A 16380-nucleotide genomic window follows, 5' to 3' on the forward strand; every position below is an offset into this window, starting at 1 on the left:
ACCCCAAAGTGCGTACTTGAGTGCCTCGCGGCCTGCCACCAGGCTAAACGTCATGACCGACACACACGTGACGAAGCGCCCCATGACCCTGCTCGGACTCGGCGACATGGGCACCGCCCTCGCCCGCACCTGGCTCGCCGCCGGCCACCCCCTCACCGTCTGGAACCGCACCGCCGCCAAGGCCGAGGCCCTGGCCTCCGAGGGCGCCCGCGTCGCCGCGAGCCCCGCCGAGGCGGTGGGCGCGAGCGATCTGATCGTGCTCTGCCTGCTGGACGACGCGAGCATCGGCGCGGTCCTGGACGCCGCCGACCTGACCGGCAAGGACCTGGTCAACCTCACCACCGGCACCCCCGCCGAGGGGCGGGCGCGCGCCGCCTGGGCCGAGGCGCGCGGGGCCCGGTTCCTGGACGCGGGGATCATGGCCACCCCGGCGATGATCGGCGCCCCGGGCGCGGGCGCGTACGTCTTCTACAGCGGCTCCCGCCCGCTCTTCGAGGCCCACCGCGGCACGCTGGAGGTGCCGGCCGCCGCCCGCTTCGTCGGCGAGGACCCCGGCCACGCGGCCCTGCACGACGTGGCCCTGCTCAGCGCGATGTACGGGCTGTTCGCGGGGATCTCGCACGCCTACGCCCTGATCGAGGGCGAGGACATCGCCCCCAAGGACCTGGCGCCGCTGCTGTCGGAGTGGCTCGGCGCGATGGGCTTCTTCGTCGGGAACGCCGCCGAGCGGCTGACCTCGCGGGAGTTCACCGGCGGCGTGGTCTCGAACCTGGCCATGCAGGTCGCGGCCTCCGGGACGCTGCTGCGCACCGCCGCCGAACAGGGGGTCAGCCCGGAGCTGATCTCCCCCTACCTCGACCTGATGCGCGAGCGCCTGGAGTCCGACCCGGCGGCCCACGCCGGCGAGGACACCGCCGGCGCGATCACGCTCCTGCGCCGCCCGGGGCGTTCCTAGGGGAACGAGGGCGGCGGCGGGCCGAACCCTGCGGCGGGCTGCCGCACGAACGCGGCCGGCGCGTCGGGCCGCTTCGGGTCGTCCCCGGCCCGGCCCTCCCGCGCCTCCTCGGCGGGATCCTCACCCGTCAGCTCGCGCACCATCAGCGTCGCCCCCGCCACGGCCCCCGGCATCAGGAAGACCGCGACCAGCGGGACGAGGAACACCAGCACCAGCGGCACCCCGAAGCCCAGCGCCAGCGCGCGGCGCCCGCGCAGCAGGCGCAGCTGCTCGTCCAGGTCGACCCGGCGCCGCTGGAGGGCGACGGAGGTCAGTTCCTGGGTGAGGAAGAAGCCGGAGACGCAGAACCCGATGACGGGAACCACCGTCTGCCCGATCACCGGGATGAACCCGAGGGCGAACAGCAGGATCCCGACGAGCGCCACCCGCACCAGCAGGCGCAGGCTGTCCCGGGCGGAGATCCACAGGTCCTCCCAGAACGAGCGGCCCGAGTCGGGCACCTCGCCGCCCTCGGTGCGGTCCACCTGCTCCGAGAGGGACTCGTAGAACGGCTGGCCCACCAGCAGGGTCACGGCGGTGAAGGTGATCACCGCGAGGAAGAGGCCGAGGGCGTAGACCAGGGCGGTCAGGAAGCCGCGGAAGAGGCCGAGCCAGGGCGAGGACCAGTCGGAGGCGAAGGGCGTCGCCCAGCGCGTGAAGTCGTCGGCCCCCTGGAAGAGGCCGAACAGGGCGGCCGCGTAGAGCACCAGCGACACCAGGCCCGGCAGCAGGCCGAAGCCCAGCCACCGTCCGTTGCCCAAGACCCATCTCTGGCCGGCCAGCAAATACCGGAAGCCCCCCGCAAGATCACGCATGGGGGCAGTTTACGGCGAAGGCCGCACCCCCCGGCGGGGGGTGCGGCCTTCACGCGCGGGGCACGATCAGACGGCCAGCTCGACCGTGATGTTGCCGCGGGTCGCCTTGGAGTACGGGCAGACCTGGTGGGCCTTCTCGATGAGGTCCTTGGCGGTGGCGGCGTCCACGTTCGGGATCGAGGCGGAGATCTTGACGATCAGACCGAAGCCCTCGTCGTTCTTGCCGATGCCGACCTCGGCGGTGACGGTGGAGCCGGAGACGTCGACCTTCTCGTTGCGGGCGACGACACCGAGCGCGCCCTGGAAGCAGGCGCTGTAGCCGGCGGCGAACAGCTGCTCCGGGTTGGTGCCCTCGCCGCTGCCGCCCATCTCCTTCGGCGGGTTCACGACGACGTCGAGCTTGCCGTCGTGGGTGGCGACGCGGCCGTCGCGGCCGTTCTCGGCGGTGGCGACAGCGGTGTACGCGACGTCGGACTGCGTGATGGACATGAAGTGGATCCTCCAGGTGAATCGCCGTGACTCGCGCCCACGATCACGACGGTGTGGAGTGAGCCTAACCGGTGAAGGAAACGATCATCTTCCCGGTGTTGTCGCCGCGCAGCATTCCGAGGAAGGCGTCGGTGGCGTTCTCGACGCCCTCGACGACCGTCTCGTCGTAGCGCAGCTCGCCGGAGGCGAGCCAGCCGGCGACGTCCTTGACGAACTGGTCCTGGAGGCCGGCGTGGTCGCTCACCAGCACGCCCTGCAGGCGCAGGCGCTTGCCGATGACCTGCACGAGGTTGCGCGGGCCGGGCGCCGGGGCGGTGTCGTTGTACTGGGCGATGGCCCCGCACAGGGTGGCGCGGCCGTGCACCTTCAGGGAGGAGATGGCGGCCTCCAGGTGGTCGCCGCCGACGTTGTCGAAGTAGACGTCGATGCCCTCGGGGGCGGCTTCGGGCAGCTGCTCGGCGACGGGGCCGTTCTTGTAGTTGAAGGCGGCGTCGAAGCCGTACTTCTCCGTGAGGAGCGTCACCTTCTCGTCCGAGCCGGCGGAGCCGATCACCCGGGAGGCGCCCTTGATCTTCGCGAACTGGCCGACGAGGCTGCCGACCGCACCGGCGGCACCGGAGACGAAGACGGCGTCGCCCTCCTTGAAGGAGGCGACCTCGAACAGCCCGGCGTAGGCGGTCAGGCCCGGCATGCCGAGGACGCCGAGATAGGCGGAGAGCGGGGCGAGGGAGGCGTCGACCTTGGTGGCGTACTTCACGTCGAGGTCGGCGTACTCGCGCCAGCCCAGGTGGTGCAGGACGTGGTCGCCGACCGCGAAGCCCTCGGCGGCGGAGGCGACGACCTCGCCGACCGCGCCGCCCTGCATCGGCTCGTCGAGCTGGAAGGGCGGGACGTAGGACTTCACGTCGTTCATGCGTCCGCGCATGTACGGGTCCACGGACATGCGGAGGTTGCGGACCAGGATCCGGCCGGGGGCGGGCTCGGCGGAGACCGGGACCTCGCGGAGGGCGAAGTCCTCGGCGACGGGCCAGCCCTGCGGGCGACGGACGAGGTGCCACTCGCGGCTGACGGCGGGGATCTGAGACATGCGGGGCTCCTGAACGAGGGGAAATGCTTCAGAACGTGAAACAACCATGCGCCTGGATATTTCATGTTGTCAAGTAAATGGGTACTCTGGTGCCATGCCCAGTCGCCGCACAGACCCAGTGACCATCGAGGTCGTCGAGCTCATCGGCGATGTCGTGGCCCGCTACCACATGGAGTACGAGGACGCGGCCTCCCGCCACCAGCTCACCGGCGCCCAGGCCAAGGTGCTGACGCTGCTGGCCGTGGAGCCGCTGCCGATGCGCCGCATCGCGCAGAAGCTGCGCTGCGAGCCGTCGAACGTCACCGGGATCATCGACCGGCTGGAGAGCCGCGGCCTGGTCGCGCGCCACCCGGACCCGGCGGACCGCCGGGTGAAGCTGGCAGCGCCCACGGAGGACGGGATGCGGACGGCGGAGCGGCTGCGCGAGTCGCTGGACTTCGCGCGGGAGCCGCTGGCGGGGCTGTCGGCCGAGGAGCGCGAGGCGCTCCGGGACCTGCTCAGGCGGATGCTGGCCTGAGGCGGCCCTGCCTCAGATGCACCACAGGTTCCAGAAGCTGCACTCCTCCGTGGGAGTCGGCTTCGGAGTCGGCTTCGGGGTGGTCGTGGGCTTCGGCGGGGTGCCCTGGCCCGGCTTGGTCTGCGTCGGGGCCGTGCCGGGCGGCTTCGCCGGGCCGGTCGCGTCGGGGGCCGGCTGCCCCGGCCCGGTGGGTCGTACGACTCCCCCGCCCTCGGTGGCGCCCGCAGACGGCCCCGTCCCCGCGGAGGCGGAGGCACTCCCGCTCGCCCCCGGCCGCGCCGAGCCGGAGGGTCCGCCCCCGGAGCCGGCCGTCTTCGCCGCCCCGCCCGAGGCCTTCGCCGTCGGCAGGGCCGAGGGCCCGGCGGGCAGACCGTCCCCGTCGGGCGGCAGCTGCGGGTCGCGGGGCTCGGCGTCGTCGACGAGCACCACCTCAGCCGCCCGGTCCGCCCCCTCGTCGTCGCTCACGATGCGGGCCACCGCGATGGAACCCCCGGTCGCGAGGAGCAGCCCGAGCCCCACCGTGAGCGCCGTCCGGCCGCCCCGGCGCCGGTTCGCGGCGCGGCGTCGGGCACCGGCCCGGCCCCCATGGGCGGGGCCGTTCATCACGATCAGGGAGTCCGCGAACACCTCGGCGAGCGCGGGCTGCGGCGGTGGGGGGCCGGGCGGCGTCGGGGCAGGGGCGCCCGACCCGGCGGCTATCAGTTGCTCGGCCGGGGTTCCGCACCCGGCGCACGCGAGGGCGCCGTTGAGGTGTCTGCGACAGGCGGGGCAATAGTTCATGGCGCCCGCAGGCTATGCGCTTCCCGGCAACAGCGGTATTCCGGGAACGTAAGGATCCTGTGTGGAATCGTTACTTCCGTGACCGCGACCCAACCTTCCGGCACCCCGGGCGCCTTCGGGCCGTACGCCTTCCAACTGGTGCTGCTGCGCAGGATGGCGGACTTCCAACCGGACCTCGCCGAGCAGGCCCGGCTGCGGCTGGGGGCCACGCTCGCCGAGCAACGCGAGGCGAACCGGCGCTGGCAGGCGATGGTCCGCTCGCCCCGCTCCCGGGGCGCCCTCGCCCGCTACCGGTCGGTACTGGGCCCGCCGGAGTCGAGCGGGGCGCGCCGGATCGGCGACCTGACGTGCGAGGCCCTGCTGTGGCCGGTGGGGCTCTGGCCCGACCTGCGTTTCGAGGTGCTGGCCGGGCCGGACGGGGCGGTGTGGAACGAGTGGCTCGTGCGGGCGCCGGGCGCGCGGGGGCCCGTACTGGAGAGCGCCGCGGACCTGAGGCCGTGGTCGGCGACCGTGGACGAGGTGGCCCGTGCCTTCGCGCCCGCCCGGCCGATGGAGGGCACGGCGCCGACCCGGTGGCGCCTGGCCTTCACGGCATCGGGGACCCCGCTGGTGGCGGAGTTCACGTACGGCCTGCTCCAGCGGGTGTCGCCGGGTGGTGTCGTCTAGGGGGTGTCTTTCGGATCAGGCCGGGCTCGCGGTGGCCGGCACCGCGCCTCGCCGCGTTGTCGTCGGTCGCCGACGCTCCGCGTCGACTCCCTCCTCCGCCTTGCGATGCACGGCACCGACCACCGCTCCCTGATCCGGCCTGATCCGAAAGACACCCCCTAGCTCCCGAGGAAGGCGCGGACGGCCGACGAGGTCGCGTCGTCGCCGAGCAGGTCGTTGTGCTTCAGGCAGCCCACCGGGGTGTTGAGGGCGCCGGCGAGCGGGACGCTGTGGTCCGGGTTGACCACCTCGTCGCACTCCGACCAGAAGGTCGCGTACCGCACCGCGCCGGGCGTCTCGTCGCCGGAGGCCAGGTTCTTCACGACGTACGAGCCGGGGGTCATGTCCCGGCAGGCCTGGTCCCACAGCGCGCACGCCCAGGCGGTGGACGTGCCGTGGTTGGGGCCGGCCAATGAGGCCCAGCGGTCGACGACCTCGGCGCCGCCCCCGTACTTCACGTACCAGCGGCTGACCAGGGAGCCGAAGGAATGGCCGACGATGTCCACCCGTGCGGCGCCGGTCCGGCGCCGCACCTCGTCCACGTAGGCGGCGAGGCGACCGGAGAGCACCTCGTTGACGGACTGGTGCGTGTCGTAGCCCCAGGAGAAGAGCTGCCCGTCGGTGTACCCGTCGGCCCGCAGGTCCTCGCGCAGGGACCCCCACACCCCGGGGTCGGCGTTGTAGCCGTGGACGAAGACCACCGGGTTGCGCGGCGCCCCCGCGACCTGCTCGGCCGTCCGGTCGAAACGCTCGCCGGCGTGGGCCGGCAGGGGCGCCAGAAGGGTGAGGCAGAGGGTCAGGAGGGCCAGGATCCTCTGGCGGGGCGTCAGCATCGGGTCCCCTTTACCTGGTTACGCACGAGTAGCGCGGACGGTGCGCGCATCGTCGTGCCTGTCGGTACAGAAATCCACCCCCGTGCAGCACTCCCGGCCCGCGCGACACGCCACGGCCGGAGCAATCCAGCGGGCGGTATGCCCCTTTGACCCGAGAAGATATGAATTACGACCGACAGCCCCGTCGGTCTTCTTGCGCCCGCGCACTCGGGAGGAACTGCCGTGACCGTCAGTCTTGAGCAGCTGCGCCGCTGCCACGTCGCCGTCGACCTGGGAGCCGCCAGGACCCGCGTTTACGTCAAGGGCGCCGGACTGGTCGTCGACGAGCCCAGCGTCGCCGCGGTGAACACCCGCACCGGCGCGCTGATCGCCGTCGGCACCTTCGCCGAGCGGATGACCGGCCGTACGCCCGACTACATCCGGGTCGTGCGCCCCGTCTCCGGCGGCACCGTCGTCGACATCGAGATGGCCCAGCGGATGCTGCGTCACCTCCTCGGCGAGAAGCTGCGTCGCGCCCTGCGCCGCAAGCCCCGCCTGCGGGCCGCCGCCTGCACCCCGCACGACGCCGACCCGCTGGCCCAGCGCGCCACGGTGGAGACCCTGGTCGGGCTCGGCGCCCGGCGCGTCGAACTGGTCGACACCCTGATCGCCGCCGCCGTCGGCTGCGGTCTGCCCGTGGAGCAGCCGACCGCGACGATGATCATGGTGTGCGGGGCGGCGGCCACCCAGGTGGCCGTCCTCTCGCTCGGCTCGATCGTCACCGCCGAACGGATCCCCGTCGGCGGCGAGGCCATCGACCACGCGGTGGTCCAGCACCTGCGCCACGCGCACGAGCTGATGCTGCCGAGCCAGGCCGTCCGTCCCCTCCAGGTGGCCCTGCACGGCAACGGCATCACCGCCGAGGGCCCGGCGTCCACCCTGATCCACGGACGGGACGTCGCCACCGGACTCGCCCGTTCCGTCCAGGTGGACACGGCCGCCGTGCGCGACGCCATCCACACCCCCCTGACCGCCGTCCTCGACGGCATCGGCAAGGTGCTGCGGGACTGCCCGCCGGACCTGGTCGCGGACCTGACGGACCGGGGGATCATGATGGTGGGAGGCAGCGCGCTGCTGCCGGGCCTGGACCAGATGCTGCGGGACTGGACCGGAATGCCCGTGGCCATCGCGGAACGGCCGGACGTGTGCGCCGTGCTGGGGCTCGGCGCGATGCTGGAAGGGAAGATCGCACCCATGGTTCTCAACCCCCTGGCCGAATGACGGCCGGATGACGCCGGACGAGCGGGCGCGGACGCGGGCCGGGGAGGCGGGCGGCGAGGGCGAGGAGCCGTCGCCGTCCACCCTCCCCGTGCTGCTGGAGGCGGTCCTCAGCGTCGGCTCGGACCTGGAGCTGCGTACGACGCTCCAGCACATCGTGGAATCCGCCGCCGACCTGTGCGCGGCGCGGTACGCGGCGCTCGGCGTCGTCGATCCCGAGCGCGGCCGGCTGACCGACCTGTTCACCGCCGGGATGACCGACGCCGAGCGGGCCGCGATCGGACGGCTGCCCGACGGGCGCAGCGGTGTGCTCGGCGCGCTGATCGGCGACCCGCGTCCGCTGCTGCTGGACGACCTCACGCAGGACGCCCGTTCCGTCGGCTTCCCGCCCGGACATCCGCCGATGCGCAGCTTCCTGGGGGTGCCGATCCGGGTGCACACCGAGGTGTTCGGGAACCTGTACCTCACCGAGAAGCGCGGCGGCGGCCCCTTCACCGAAGAGGACCTCGCGCTGGCGCGGGTGCTGGCGTCGCAGGCCGGCATAGCGATCGGCAACGCCCGGCTCTACGAGACCGCGCGCCGCCGGGAGCGGTGGATCGAGGGGGCCGCCGCCGTGACGACCACCCTGCTGGCGGGCAGCCCGGCGGCCGACGCGCTGATGTGCGTGGCCGAACGGGCCCGGCTGCTGGCCGACGCGGCGGCCGGCGTGGTGCTCCAGCCGACCCCGGAGGGCGGCATGGAGATCGTGGCCGCCTCCACGCACGGGGACCCGGGGGACCTGGTGGGGACGGCGATCGCCCCCGGCTCACCGGTCCTCGAACAACTCCTGGGCGGCGAGCCCGTCTTCATCGAGGACTCGGCGACGGACCCCCGGATGACCACACACGTGCGGGAACGATTCGGCCCGAGCATGATGCTGCCGCTCCAGAGCGGCGGGCAGCTCATCGGCACCCTCGCGCTGCCGCGCGCCCGGGGCGGACCGGCGTACGACGCGGTGGACCGGCTGCTGGCCTCGCAGTTCGCCTCGCAGGCCGCGCTGGCCCTCGTCCTGGCGGACGCGCAGCACGACCGCGAGCAGCTCGCCGTCTACGAGGACCGCGACCGGATCGCCCGCGACCTCCACGACCTGGTGGTCCAACGGTTGTTCGCGACGGAGATGATGCTGGAGAGCACGCGGCGGCGCTCGTCGAACGCGCCGTCCGGGGACACGGTGGACGAGGAACTGGGCCGGGCCGTGGACGAGCTGGACTCCACGATCCAGGAGGTCCGCACCGCGATCTTCGCCCTCCAACAGCCGCCGACGGACGCCCCGACGACGTTCCGGGGGCGGGTGCTGCGCGAGACGGGCGGCGCGGCGGTGCTGCTGGGCTTCCAGCCGTCGGTGCACTTCGCGGGCGCGGTGGACGCGCTGCTGCCGGACCCGGTGACGACGGAGCTGCTGTCGGCCCTGCGCGGCGCCCTCGCGGCGGCCCACCGCCGCACCGGCGTCAGCGCGATCGAGGTCGAGATCGACGCGACGGCCTCCCGCGTCCGCCTCACGGTCTCCGACGACGGCATGACGGAATCCCCCACCCGAGGCACGACCCTGACATGGGAGGCCCCGCTGTAACGGCCCCCTGGGGTGAGCCCGCGTGGGCGGACGACGGCACGCCGGAGGCGGGGAGCGGGGAAGGCCCGGCCCCGGACCGAGGCGCTTGGACGCGGAGGCTCTCGGGAGGCTGGAGGGTGTCTCGCGGATCACGTTCCACGCCCGGCCCGATCGGCGGGGCACGGCCTAGGGTGAAGGCGTGACGATCCGCCTCTCGGCCCGTGCGGCCATCGCCTCCCTCACCGACCCCGGCAGCTTCACGGAACTCCCCGCGCCCCCACGGGAGTCCCCGGACGACGGTCCCATCGGCTGGACGGGCTACGACGCCTCCCGGGCCCGCGCCACCGCCCGGACCGGTGAGTCCGAGTCCGTCGTCACCGGCACCGCCCTCATCGGTGGCCGGCCGGCCACCGTGATCTCCTTCGAGTTCGGCTTCCTCGGCGGGTCCCTCGGCCAACGGACCGGAGACCGGCTCGAAGCCGCGTACACCCACGCTCGCGAACGCCGCCTGCCGCTGGTCTCCCTGATCGCCACCGGTGGCTCCCGCATGCAGGAGGGGATGCTCGCGCTGGCCCAGCTCCAGCGCGTCGCCCGGCAGAGCGTGCTGACCCGGGCCGCCGGGCTGCCGCAGATCGCGGTGCTGCGCGATCCCACCACCGGGGGCGGTTGGGCCACCCTCGGGGCCGGGGCCGACGTGGTGTTGGCGCTGCCCGGGGCGCAGGTCGGCTTCGCCGGGTCCCGGGTGCGGCCCGCCGACGCCGACCCGGAGGCCTACTCCGCCGAGGGACAGTACGCCGCCGGGCACGTCGACGCCGTCGTGCCGGCCCCGGAGCTGCCGGGCGTCCTCGCGGACTGGCTGCGCGTGCTGGCCGCGCCCCGCCCGGCCGGGCCGGTGGAACCCCGGCCGCACTGGCCGACGTAGCGGCTCCGCGCAGCGGCTGGGACGCCGTCCGGCAGGCCCGGCACCCGGAGCGGCCGCGCGCCGAGGCGTACCTGGACGCCCACTTCGAGGTGCGCCTGCCGCTGCGCGGGGACCGGGCCGGCGGCGTCGACCCGGGGATGCTGTGCGGGTTCGGGCTGCGCGAGGGGCGGGCCGTCGCGTACGCCGCCCAGTGCGGCACCGCCACCCGCCCGGCGGGCTACCGTACGGCCGCCCGCGTGATCCGGCTCGCCGACCGGCTCGGGATCCCGGTGCTCACCCTGGTGGACACCCCCGGCGCGGCCAACGACGCCGCCGCCGAGCACGCGGGCGCCGGCGCGGCCATCGCCGACACGTTCGCGGCGGTCGCGGCGGCCGGCGTCCCGGTGACCACCCTGCTCATCGGCGAGGGCGGCTCCGGCGGGGCCCTCGCCCTGGCCGCGCCCGGGAACACCTGGGTGACCCCGGACAGCTACTTCTCCGTCATCGCCCCGGAGTTGGCGGCGGCCATCCTCAAGCGCCCCGCCGAGGAGGCCCCGGCCACCGCCGACCAGCTCCGCATCCGCCCCCAGGACCTGGTGGCCCTGGGGGTCGCCCGGGGCATCGTGGCACCGAACACCCCCTAGAACGGGGCGGCAGCTTCACCTCCACCGTGTACAGGCGGGTGACCTGCTGGGGGAGCTTCGAGGGGGCGCCCAGCGTCGGGCAGGCGTCGAGATCGCCGATCGGGGTCTCGCGGGCGGCCCGCAGGCGCGGGCCCTCGGCCGGCGACGGCCGGCGGAAGACCCGCCGACCGCACCGCAAAGAACCGGCCAACTCCCAGACGCTCCGTCAGGCCTGCGGCGAGCGGGCGTCGTAGCGCGCGAAGTCACGCCAGCGCGCGGCGAGCAGGCCCAGTACGAGTACGCACGCCAGCCCCCCGCCGGTCACCGCGACGGCCGGGGAGGTGAGATCGGCGGCGGTCCCGGCGAGGAAGTCGCCGAGCCGGGGTCCGCCCGCGACGACGACGATGAACACGCCCTGGAGCCGGCCCCGCATGCCGTCCGGGGTGGCGGCCTGGAGCATCGTCGTGCGGAACACCATCGAGATGGTGTCGGCGCACCCGGCCAGCGCCAGGAAGAGCAACCCGAGCCACAGGTTGCGCGTGAGCCCGAAGACGGCGACGGCCAACCCCCAGGCGGCCACCGACAGCAGGATCGCCAGCCCGTGCCGGTGGACGCGTCCCTGCCAGCCGGAGAACAGGCCGCCCAGCAGCGCCCCGACGGCCGGCGCGGCCACCAGCAGGCCGACCGTACGGGCGTCACCGCCGTACCAGAGCACGGCGACGGCCGGGAACAACGCCCGAGGGTGGGCCAACACCATGGCGGCCAGGTCGGAGAAGAAGGTCATGCGGATGTTGGGCCGGGTCCCGAGGAAGCGCAGCCCGTCCAGCACCGACGCCCGCCCCCGCGGCCCGCCCTCCGGCAGCATCGAAGGCAGCCGCCACATCGCGTACAGGGCGGCGCCGAAGGTGACCACGTCGATCAGGTACGCCGCCTGGTAGCCCCACCAGCCGACGATCAGACCGCCGAGGACGGGGCCGGCCATCATCCCGGAGGTCATGGTGACGGAGTTCAACGCGTTGGCGGCGGGCAGCTGCCCGGCCGGCAGCAGGCGCGGGATCATCGCCGAGCGGGCCGGCCCGCTCAGGGCCGCGCACACGGCCTGGAGGGCGACGACCGTGTAGAGCAGCCAGACCCGGTGGTAGTCGAGGAGGGCGGCGCCGGCGAGGGCGACGGAGAGCGCGGTGAGCCCGAGGGAGCTGTAGAGGCCGAGCTTGCGCCGGTCGACGCTGTCGGCGATGGCGCCGCCGTAGAGCCCGAAGACAACCAGCGGGACGAGGGAACAGAGCCCGACGAGTCCGACTGCGAAGTTCGACCGGGTGATCTCGTAGACCTGGAGCGAGATCGCGAGGGTGGTCATCGCCTGGCCCGTCCAGGAGACGGTGCCGCCGATCCACAGCCGGCGGTAGTCGGCGGAGGTCCGCAGGGGCGTCAGGTCGGCGAATATGCGGCGCCGGGGGCGGGTGGAAGACGTCGAACCGGTCACACGGGATGATAACCACCACCTCGGCGGGCCCCGGGCGGCCGAGGACCTCGTCACCGCCGCGGGGGGCCGCGCCCCCGGCAAGGGCGAAGGCCGCGCTTCCCGACACCCACCCGCCCCGCACTCCCCACCCGGAACGGCGGCCCCAGACCGGTGTCCCGCTTGCCGCTAACCCGCCACTATCACCGGAGATTTGACTGAATCGACGTACCCCCGCGCCTCCCGTTCAGCTCATGATGAAAAGACTCGTATGTCCAGGGAGGCGTAGTGATCGAACCTGGCAACAGCACCACGAGCACCGGTGACACCGGCCAAACCGGCCCCTCCGGCCACGGCCTGCGCACCGTCAGCGGCGTCACCACACCCCTCACGGTCGGGGTCGAGGAGGAGTTCCTCCTCGTCGACGCCGACACCCTGCGGGTGGTCCCCGCCGCACCCCGCGTCCTCGCCACCGCCGCCGGACTCCCCCAGCAACTGCACGCCGAGGGCACCCGGTACCAGGTGGAGATCTCGACCCCGGTCGCCGACTCCTCGGCCACCCTGCGCGAGGAGCTCGCCGCCCTGCGGCGCACCCTCGCCGCGGCGGCCCGTGAGCACGGCTGCCGGCTGCTGGCCGCTCCCTCGCCCGTCGTGGCGGTGCCCGGACCCCTGCACCTGACCGACGACGAGCCCCGACAGCGCGAGCAGCACCGCCGCTTCGGCGCCCTGACCGACACCCTGGTCAGCTGCGGCCGACACATCCACATCGGCACCCTCGACGTGGACACGGCGGTGGCCGTCTCCAATCGGGTCAGACCGTGGCTGCCCACGCTGATCGCGCTGGCCGCCAACTCCCCCTTCTGGGGCGGCCGGGACACCGGTCACGCCAGTTGGCGGGCGATGGCCTGGTCGGGCTGGCCCTCCGCGGGCCCGCCTCCGCACTTCACGTCCACCGCCCACTTCCGGCGCTCGGTGCAGACCCTGCTCGGCTCCGGGGCGGCCCTGGACACCAAGATGGTCTACTGGGACCTGCGCCCGTCGGGGAACTGGCCCACGCTCGAAATCCGGGCCCCCGACATGTCCCCGGACCTCGACACGGCCGTCCTCCAGGCCGAGCTGGCCCGCGCCCTGGTGGCGACGGCCCTGCGCGAGATCGCGGAGCAGCGGCCCGATCCGCCCGTACGGGACGACGTACTGCGCCTCGCGCGCTGGCGGGCGGCGCACGACGGCCTGGAGGGGTTCGGCCTCGATCCGTACACGGGCGCCGAACTCCCGGCGGCCGACCTCGCGGAGGCCCTCCTCGACCTCGTCGCCCCGGCCCTGGCCGCCGCCGGCGACCTCGACCACGCGGCCAAGACCCTGGGCGGGCTGTTGCGCGACGGCTCGGGCGCCGCGCGACAACGCACGGCCTTCGCCCGCCGCCACGACCTGACCGACGTACTGCGCCGGCTGGTGGAGGAGACGGAGAACTTCTGACCCCCGCGGCGTCCGCCCTCCGGGGCGGACCCGCCCGGCCTTGGTTTCCTGACGGCGTACGGTCGGCCTCGGGTAGGGGGGCCGTCTCCCCCCGTGCGGGGGAGACGGTCAGGACCGGGGACGGACTCCGCACTGCGCAAGGGCCCCGGAAGCGGTTGCGCGCTGACACCGAGTCAACGGGGGCGTGGCGGGACCAGCCCGGCCTCGTACGCGGAGATGGCCGCCTCCACCCGGTTGCGCGCGCCCAATTTCGCGAGCACCGCGCTGACGTGCGCCTTCACCGTCCCCTCGACCAGGTGGAGCCGGTTCGCTATCTCCGCGTTGGACAGCCCGGTCCCGAGACCGGCCAGCACCTCGCGCTCCCGTTCCGTCAGCCGTTCCAGCGAGCGGTGGGGATGCGCCGCCCGGTGGGCCCGCAACCCCGCGATGACCCGGCCGGCCACCCGCGGAGACAGGTAGGCCCCGCCGGCTCCCACCGCCCGTACTCCGTTGAGCAGTTCTCTCGGGTCGTCCGCCTTCAGCAGGAATCCGTCGGCGCCCTCCTCCAGGGCGCGGGTGACGTACTCGTCCTGACCGAAGGTCGTCAGCATGATCACGCCGACCCCCGTCAGCTCTCGGTGAAGCCGCGTCACTGCCGCCAACCCGTCCATGCCGGGCATCTGGATGTCCAACAGCACCACGTCCGGCCGGTGTCGGCGGGTGAGCGCGATGGCCTCGTGCCCGTCGCCCGCCTCGGCGACCACCTCGACGTGCGGGTCCCGGGCCAGGATGGCCCGCACCCCGGCCCGGACCATGGCCTCGTCGTCGGCCACCAGGACCCGGACCGGTGGGCTGTTCGCTGTCGTCGCTTCCACGCGGCGAGCCTACGGCCGACGCACCCCCGTGCGAACGGCGAGATCCCCACATCAGCCCCCGGGGCGGGGCACACCCCTGACGAAGGTCAGGACGCCGCTGCCGTTCGACCGATGGGCGTCGGCGCCGCGGACTTCTAGCGTCGCTTCCGTGATCACCCTTCGAGGACTTACCAAACGCTATGGCGACACCCTCGCCGTGGACGAGCTGACATTCGACGTCCGGGCCGGCCGCGTGACCGGTTTCCTCGGCCCCAACGGGGCCGGGAAATCCACCACGATGCGCATGATCCTGGGCCTGGACCACCCCACCCGCGGAAGGGCCCTGATCGGCGGACGGCCCTACGCGGACCTGCGACGGCCGCTGTGCGCGGTGGGAGCGATGCTGGACGCTCGGGCCGTCCACCCGGCCCGTTCCGGCCGCGCGCACCTCGTCGCCCAGGCGCGAGCCAACGGCATCCCTGTACGTCGTGTGGACGAGGTGCTGGAGACGGTGGGCCTGACCAAGGCGGCCCGCCGGCCGGCGGGCACGTACTCGCTCGGCATGAGCGGGCGGCTCGGGGTGGCGGGCGCCCTGCTCGGCGATCCGCCCGTGCTCGTCCTGGATGAGCCGGTCAACGGCCTCGACCCGGACGGCGTGCGGTGGATCCGCCGGCTCGTCCGAGACCGGGCGGCGGAAGGACGCACCGTGTTCCTCTCCAGTCACCTGATGAGCGAGATGCAGCTGACGGCCGACCACCTCGTCGTGATCGGACGGGGCCGCCTGCTGAGCGACACCTCCATGACGGATTTCCTCGCCGCCGCGTCCCCCGCGTCGGCGAGCGCCGTGGTGCCCGACCCCGAGGAGCGGGAGACGCTGGTCCGTCGCCTGATGACCGCTCCCGGGGTGAGCGTCGAGACGACCGCGTCCGGCGAAATCACCGTCGAGGGCCGTACCGCCGCCGAGATCGGCGACCTGGCCCACGACTGCCGGGTTCGGCTGCACCGACTGAGCGACGTACGGGTCTCGCTGGAGCAGGCGTACATGGACCTGACCGCGCGCAGCGTCGAGTACGCGACGGGCGGCGGCGCGGTCACGGCCGACGCGGCCGCCGCGCCGAACGAAGGGGGACGACAGTGACCACGACCACGACACCCGGCAGGCGGACGGACCCTGGGGGCCGGCCCGTGCCCGACACCCCTGGCCGGGGAGCACCCGGCGGCCTCGCCGGGGCGATCGCCTGCGAATGGACCAAACTGTGGTCCGTCCGGGCCCCCTGGCTCTGCCTTCTGGCGGGCCTCGCGATCACCGGAGTCTTCACCTACTACTACGCCTCGATCTCCCGCATCAACGACGATCCGATCCAGCCCGTCGGGAACGCGGCGGCCTCCTCCGCCGTCCTCGTCCAGTTCGCCGTCGTCGTCCTGGCCATGGTCACGGTGACCTCCGAGTACTCGACGGGGAGCGTGCGGGCCTCCCTGTTGTGGGTGCCCCGGCGGCATCGGGTCCAGACGGCGAAGGCTCTGGTGGCGGCCGTGGTCGCGTTCGTCGCCGGCACCGCGTTCGCCGCCGTGGGCACGGCGGTGGCCTGGCCGGCTTTCGACGGACGGGCCTCCTTCGAGGTCGGCCCGAGCCTCCGGCAGGTCCTCGCGGTCGGTCTCTACCAGGCGTCGGTCGCCGTGCTGACCGTCGGGGTGGCCTTCGCCACGCGCCACCCGGCCGGCGCGCTCTCGTTCCTCGTCACACTCCTGTGGGCCCTGCCGAGCGTGCTCCTGGGGCTCGGAGGCCCGGCGCTCGCGGAGGTCAACGACCATCTGCCACACGGATCCGGAGACCACTTCATGCGCATCGGGGCCGATGCCCCGCACGCACCGGTGACGGCGTTCCTGATCGTGGCGGCATGGGCCGTGGCCACGCACCTGATCGGCTTGTACGTGCTGCGCCGCCGGGACGCTTGACCCCACGTCGGAACCGGGCCCGGACGCCTCACCGTGCCCACCCCTCGTCGGGCGTCCGGGTCGTCCC

The 16380-nt window shown here is 73.8% G+C and carries 15 protein-coding genes and 1 pseudogene; 9 read left to right on the forward strand and 7 right to left on the reverse strand.

Annotation, left to right across the window (positions count from 1 at the left end; translation table 11 throughout):
- Positions 1-52: 52 nt before the first annotated feature.
- Positions 53-955: an NAD(P)-dependent oxidoreductase gene (locus M4D82_RS11270; protein ID WP_249765920.1), complete on the forward strand. Its 903-nt coding sequence runs from the start codon at positions 53-55 to the stop codon at positions 953-955.
- Here M4D82_RS11270 and M4D82_RS11275 read toward each other — a convergent pair.
- The 3 genes from M4D82_RS11275 to M4D82_RS11285 all read right to left on the reverse strand — a co-directional run bounded on the left by M4D82_RS11275 (position 952) and on the right by M4D82_RS11285 (position 3385).
- Positions 952-1809 carry an EI24 domain-containing protein gene (locus tag M4D82_RS11275; RefSeq protein ID WP_249765921.1) on the reverse strand — a complete coding sequence of 286 codons (858 nt, stop codon included), beginning with the start codon at positions 1807-1809 and terminating at the stop codon, positions 952-954. The genes M4D82_RS11270 and M4D82_RS11275 overlap by 4 nt on opposite strands.
- A 66-nt stretch (positions 1810-1875) precedes the next feature.
- On the reverse strand, positions 1876-2298 hold the full coding sequence (locus M4D82_RS11280) for an organic hydroperoxide resistance protein (RefSeq protein ID WP_249765922.1): 423 nt from the start codon (positions 2296-2298) through the stop codon (positions 1876-1878).
- Positions 2299-2362: 64 nt separating this feature from the next.
- A complete protein-coding gene (locus tag M4D82_RS11285) occupies positions 2363-3385 on the reverse strand; it encodes an NADP-dependent oxidoreductase (protein WP_249765923.1) in 1023 nt (340 codons plus the stop codon).
- Between the two features lie 94 nt (positions 3386-3479).
- Here M4D82_RS11285 and M4D82_RS11290 point away from each other — a divergent pair, with 94 nt between their 5' ends.
- Positions 3480-3902 (forward strand): MarR family winged helix-turn-helix transcriptional regulator, encoded by a 423-nt coding sequence (locus tag M4D82_RS11290; RefSeq protein WP_249765924.1) that lies wholly within the window; start codon positions 3480-3482, stop codon positions 3900-3902.
- Between the two features lie 12 nt (positions 3903-3914).
- Here the strand turns inward: M4D82_RS11290 and M4D82_RS11295 are convergent, their stop codons facing one another.
- Positions 3915-4682 (reverse strand): SCO2400 family protein, encoded by a 768-nt coding sequence (locus tag M4D82_RS11295; protein ID WP_249765925.1) that lies wholly within the window; start codon positions 4680-4682, stop codon positions 3915-3917.
- A 153-nt stretch (positions 4683-4835) separates the two neighbouring features.
- Here M4D82_RS11295 and M4D82_RS11300 point away from each other — a divergent pair, with 153 nt between their 5' ends.
- Positions 4836-5348 (forward strand): hypothetical protein, encoded by a 513-nt coding sequence (locus tag M4D82_RS11300; RefSeq protein ID WP_249771701.1) that lies wholly within the window; start codon positions 4836-4838, stop codon positions 5346-5348.
- A gap of 158 nt (positions 5349-5506) precedes the next feature.
- Here M4D82_RS11300 and M4D82_RS11305 read toward each other — a convergent pair whose 3' ends face one another.
- Complete coding sequence (locus tag M4D82_RS11305; RefSeq protein WP_249765926.1) at positions 5507-6220, reverse strand: esterase/lipase family protein; 714 nt, start codon at positions 6218-6220, stop codon at positions 5507-5509.
- Between the two features lie 222 nt (positions 6221-6442).
- Between M4D82_RS11305 and M4D82_RS11310 the strand changes: the two genes are divergently transcribed.
- The 3 genes and pseudogenes from M4D82_RS11310 to M4D82_RS11320 all read left to right on the forward strand — a co-directional run bounded on the left by M4D82_RS11310 (position 6443) and on the right by M4D82_RS11320 (position 10610).
- On the forward strand, positions 6443-7480 hold the full coding sequence (locus tag M4D82_RS11310) for a rod shape-determining protein (RefSeq protein ID WP_249765927.1): 1038 nt from the start codon (positions 6443-6445) through the stop codon (positions 7478-7480).
- Positions 7481-7487: 7 nt separating this feature from the next.
- Positions 7488-9086, forward strand: a complete 1599-nt coding sequence (locus M4D82_RS11315) for a sensor histidine kinase (RefSeq protein ID WP_249765928.1) — start codon at positions 7488-7490, stop codon at positions 9084-9086.
- Positions 9087-9264: 178 nt separating this feature from the next.
- Positions 9265-10610: pseudogene (locus M4D82_RS11320) on the forward strand (carboxyl transferase domain-containing protein).
- A 205-nt stretch (positions 10611-10815) separates the two neighbouring features.
- On the opposite strand, the gene M4D82_RS11325 reads toward M4D82_RS11320, so the two are convergent.
- Positions 10816-12072, reverse strand: coding sequence for an MFS transporter (locus tag M4D82_RS11325; protein WP_249765929.1), 1257 nt, complete (start codon positions 12070-12072; stop codon positions 10816-10818).
- Positions 12073-12336: 264 nt separating this feature from the next.
- Here M4D82_RS11325 and M4D82_RS11330 point away from each other — a divergent pair, with 264 nt between their 5' ends.
- Entirely contained in the window at positions 12337-13524 is a 1188-nt protein-coding gene (locus M4D82_RS11330; RefSeq protein WP_249765930.1) for a carboxylate-amine ligase, read from the forward strand.
- A 173-nt stretch (positions 13525-13697) separates the two neighbouring features.
- Here the strand turns inward: M4D82_RS11330 and M4D82_RS11335 are convergent, their stop codons facing one another.
- Positions 13698-14378 (reverse strand): response regulator, encoded by a 681-nt coding sequence (locus tag M4D82_RS11335; protein WP_283844465.1) that lies wholly within the window; start codon positions 14376-14378, stop codon positions 13698-13700.
- A 148-nt stretch (positions 14379-14526) separates the two neighbouring features.
- Here M4D82_RS11335 and M4D82_RS11340 point away from each other — a divergent pair, with 148 nt between their 5' ends.
- A complete protein-coding gene (locus tag M4D82_RS11340; protein WP_249765931.1) occupies positions 14527-15495 on the forward strand; it encodes an ATP-binding cassette domain-containing protein in 969 nt (322 codons plus the stop codon).
- Between the two features lie 47 nt (positions 15496-15542).
- Entirely contained in the window at positions 15543-16313 is a 771-nt protein-coding gene (locus M4D82_RS11345) for an ABC transporter permease (RefSeq protein WP_249765932.1), read from the forward strand.
- Positions 16314-16380: the final 67 nt, after the last annotated feature.

Origin of the sequence: Streptomyces sp. RerS4 (assembly GCF_023515955.1) — a bacterium.
Lineage (GTDB): Bacteria > Actinomycetota > Actinomycetes > Streptomycetales > Streptomycetaceae > Streptomyces.

Bases quoted from the DNA above. Each gene is read 5' to 3' on its own strand.
- M4D82_RS11285 (WP_249765923.1), bottom strand. From the start codon at position 3,385: ATGTCTCAGATCCCCGCCGTCAGCCGCGAGTGGCACCTCGTCCGTCGC.
- M4D82_RS11280 (WP_249765922.1), bottom strand. From the start codon at position 2,298: ATGTCCATCACGCAGTCCGACGTCGCGTACACCGCTGTCGCCACCGCC.
- M4D82_RS11290 (WP_249765924.1), top strand. From the start codon at position 3,480: ATGCCCAGTCGCCGCACAGACCCAGTGACCATCGAGGTCGTCGAGCTC.
- M4D82_RS11270 (WP_249765920.1), top strand. From the start codon at position 53: ATGACCGACACACACGTGACGAAGCGCCCCATGACCCTGCTCGGACTC.
- M4D82_RS11275 (WP_249765921.1), bottom strand. From the start codon at position 1,809: ATGCGTGATCTTGCGGGGGGCTTCCGGTATTTGCTGGCCGGCCAGAGA.
- M4D82_RS11315 (WP_249765928.1), top strand. From the start codon at position 7,488: ATGACGCCGGACGAGCGGGCGCGGACGCGGGCCGGGGAGGCGGGCGGC.
- M4D82_RS11305 (WP_249765926.1), bottom strand. From the start codon at position 6,220: ATGCTGACGCCCCGCCAGAGGATCCTGGCCCTCCTGACCCTCTGCCTC.
- M4D82_RS11295 (WP_249765925.1), bottom strand. From the start codon at position 4,682: ATGAACTATTGCCCCGCCTGTCGCAGACACCTCAACGGCGCCCTCGCG.
- M4D82_RS11300 (WP_249771701.1), top strand. From the start codon at position 4,836: ATGGCGGACTTCCAACCGGACCTCGCCGAGCAGGCCCGGCTGCGGCTG.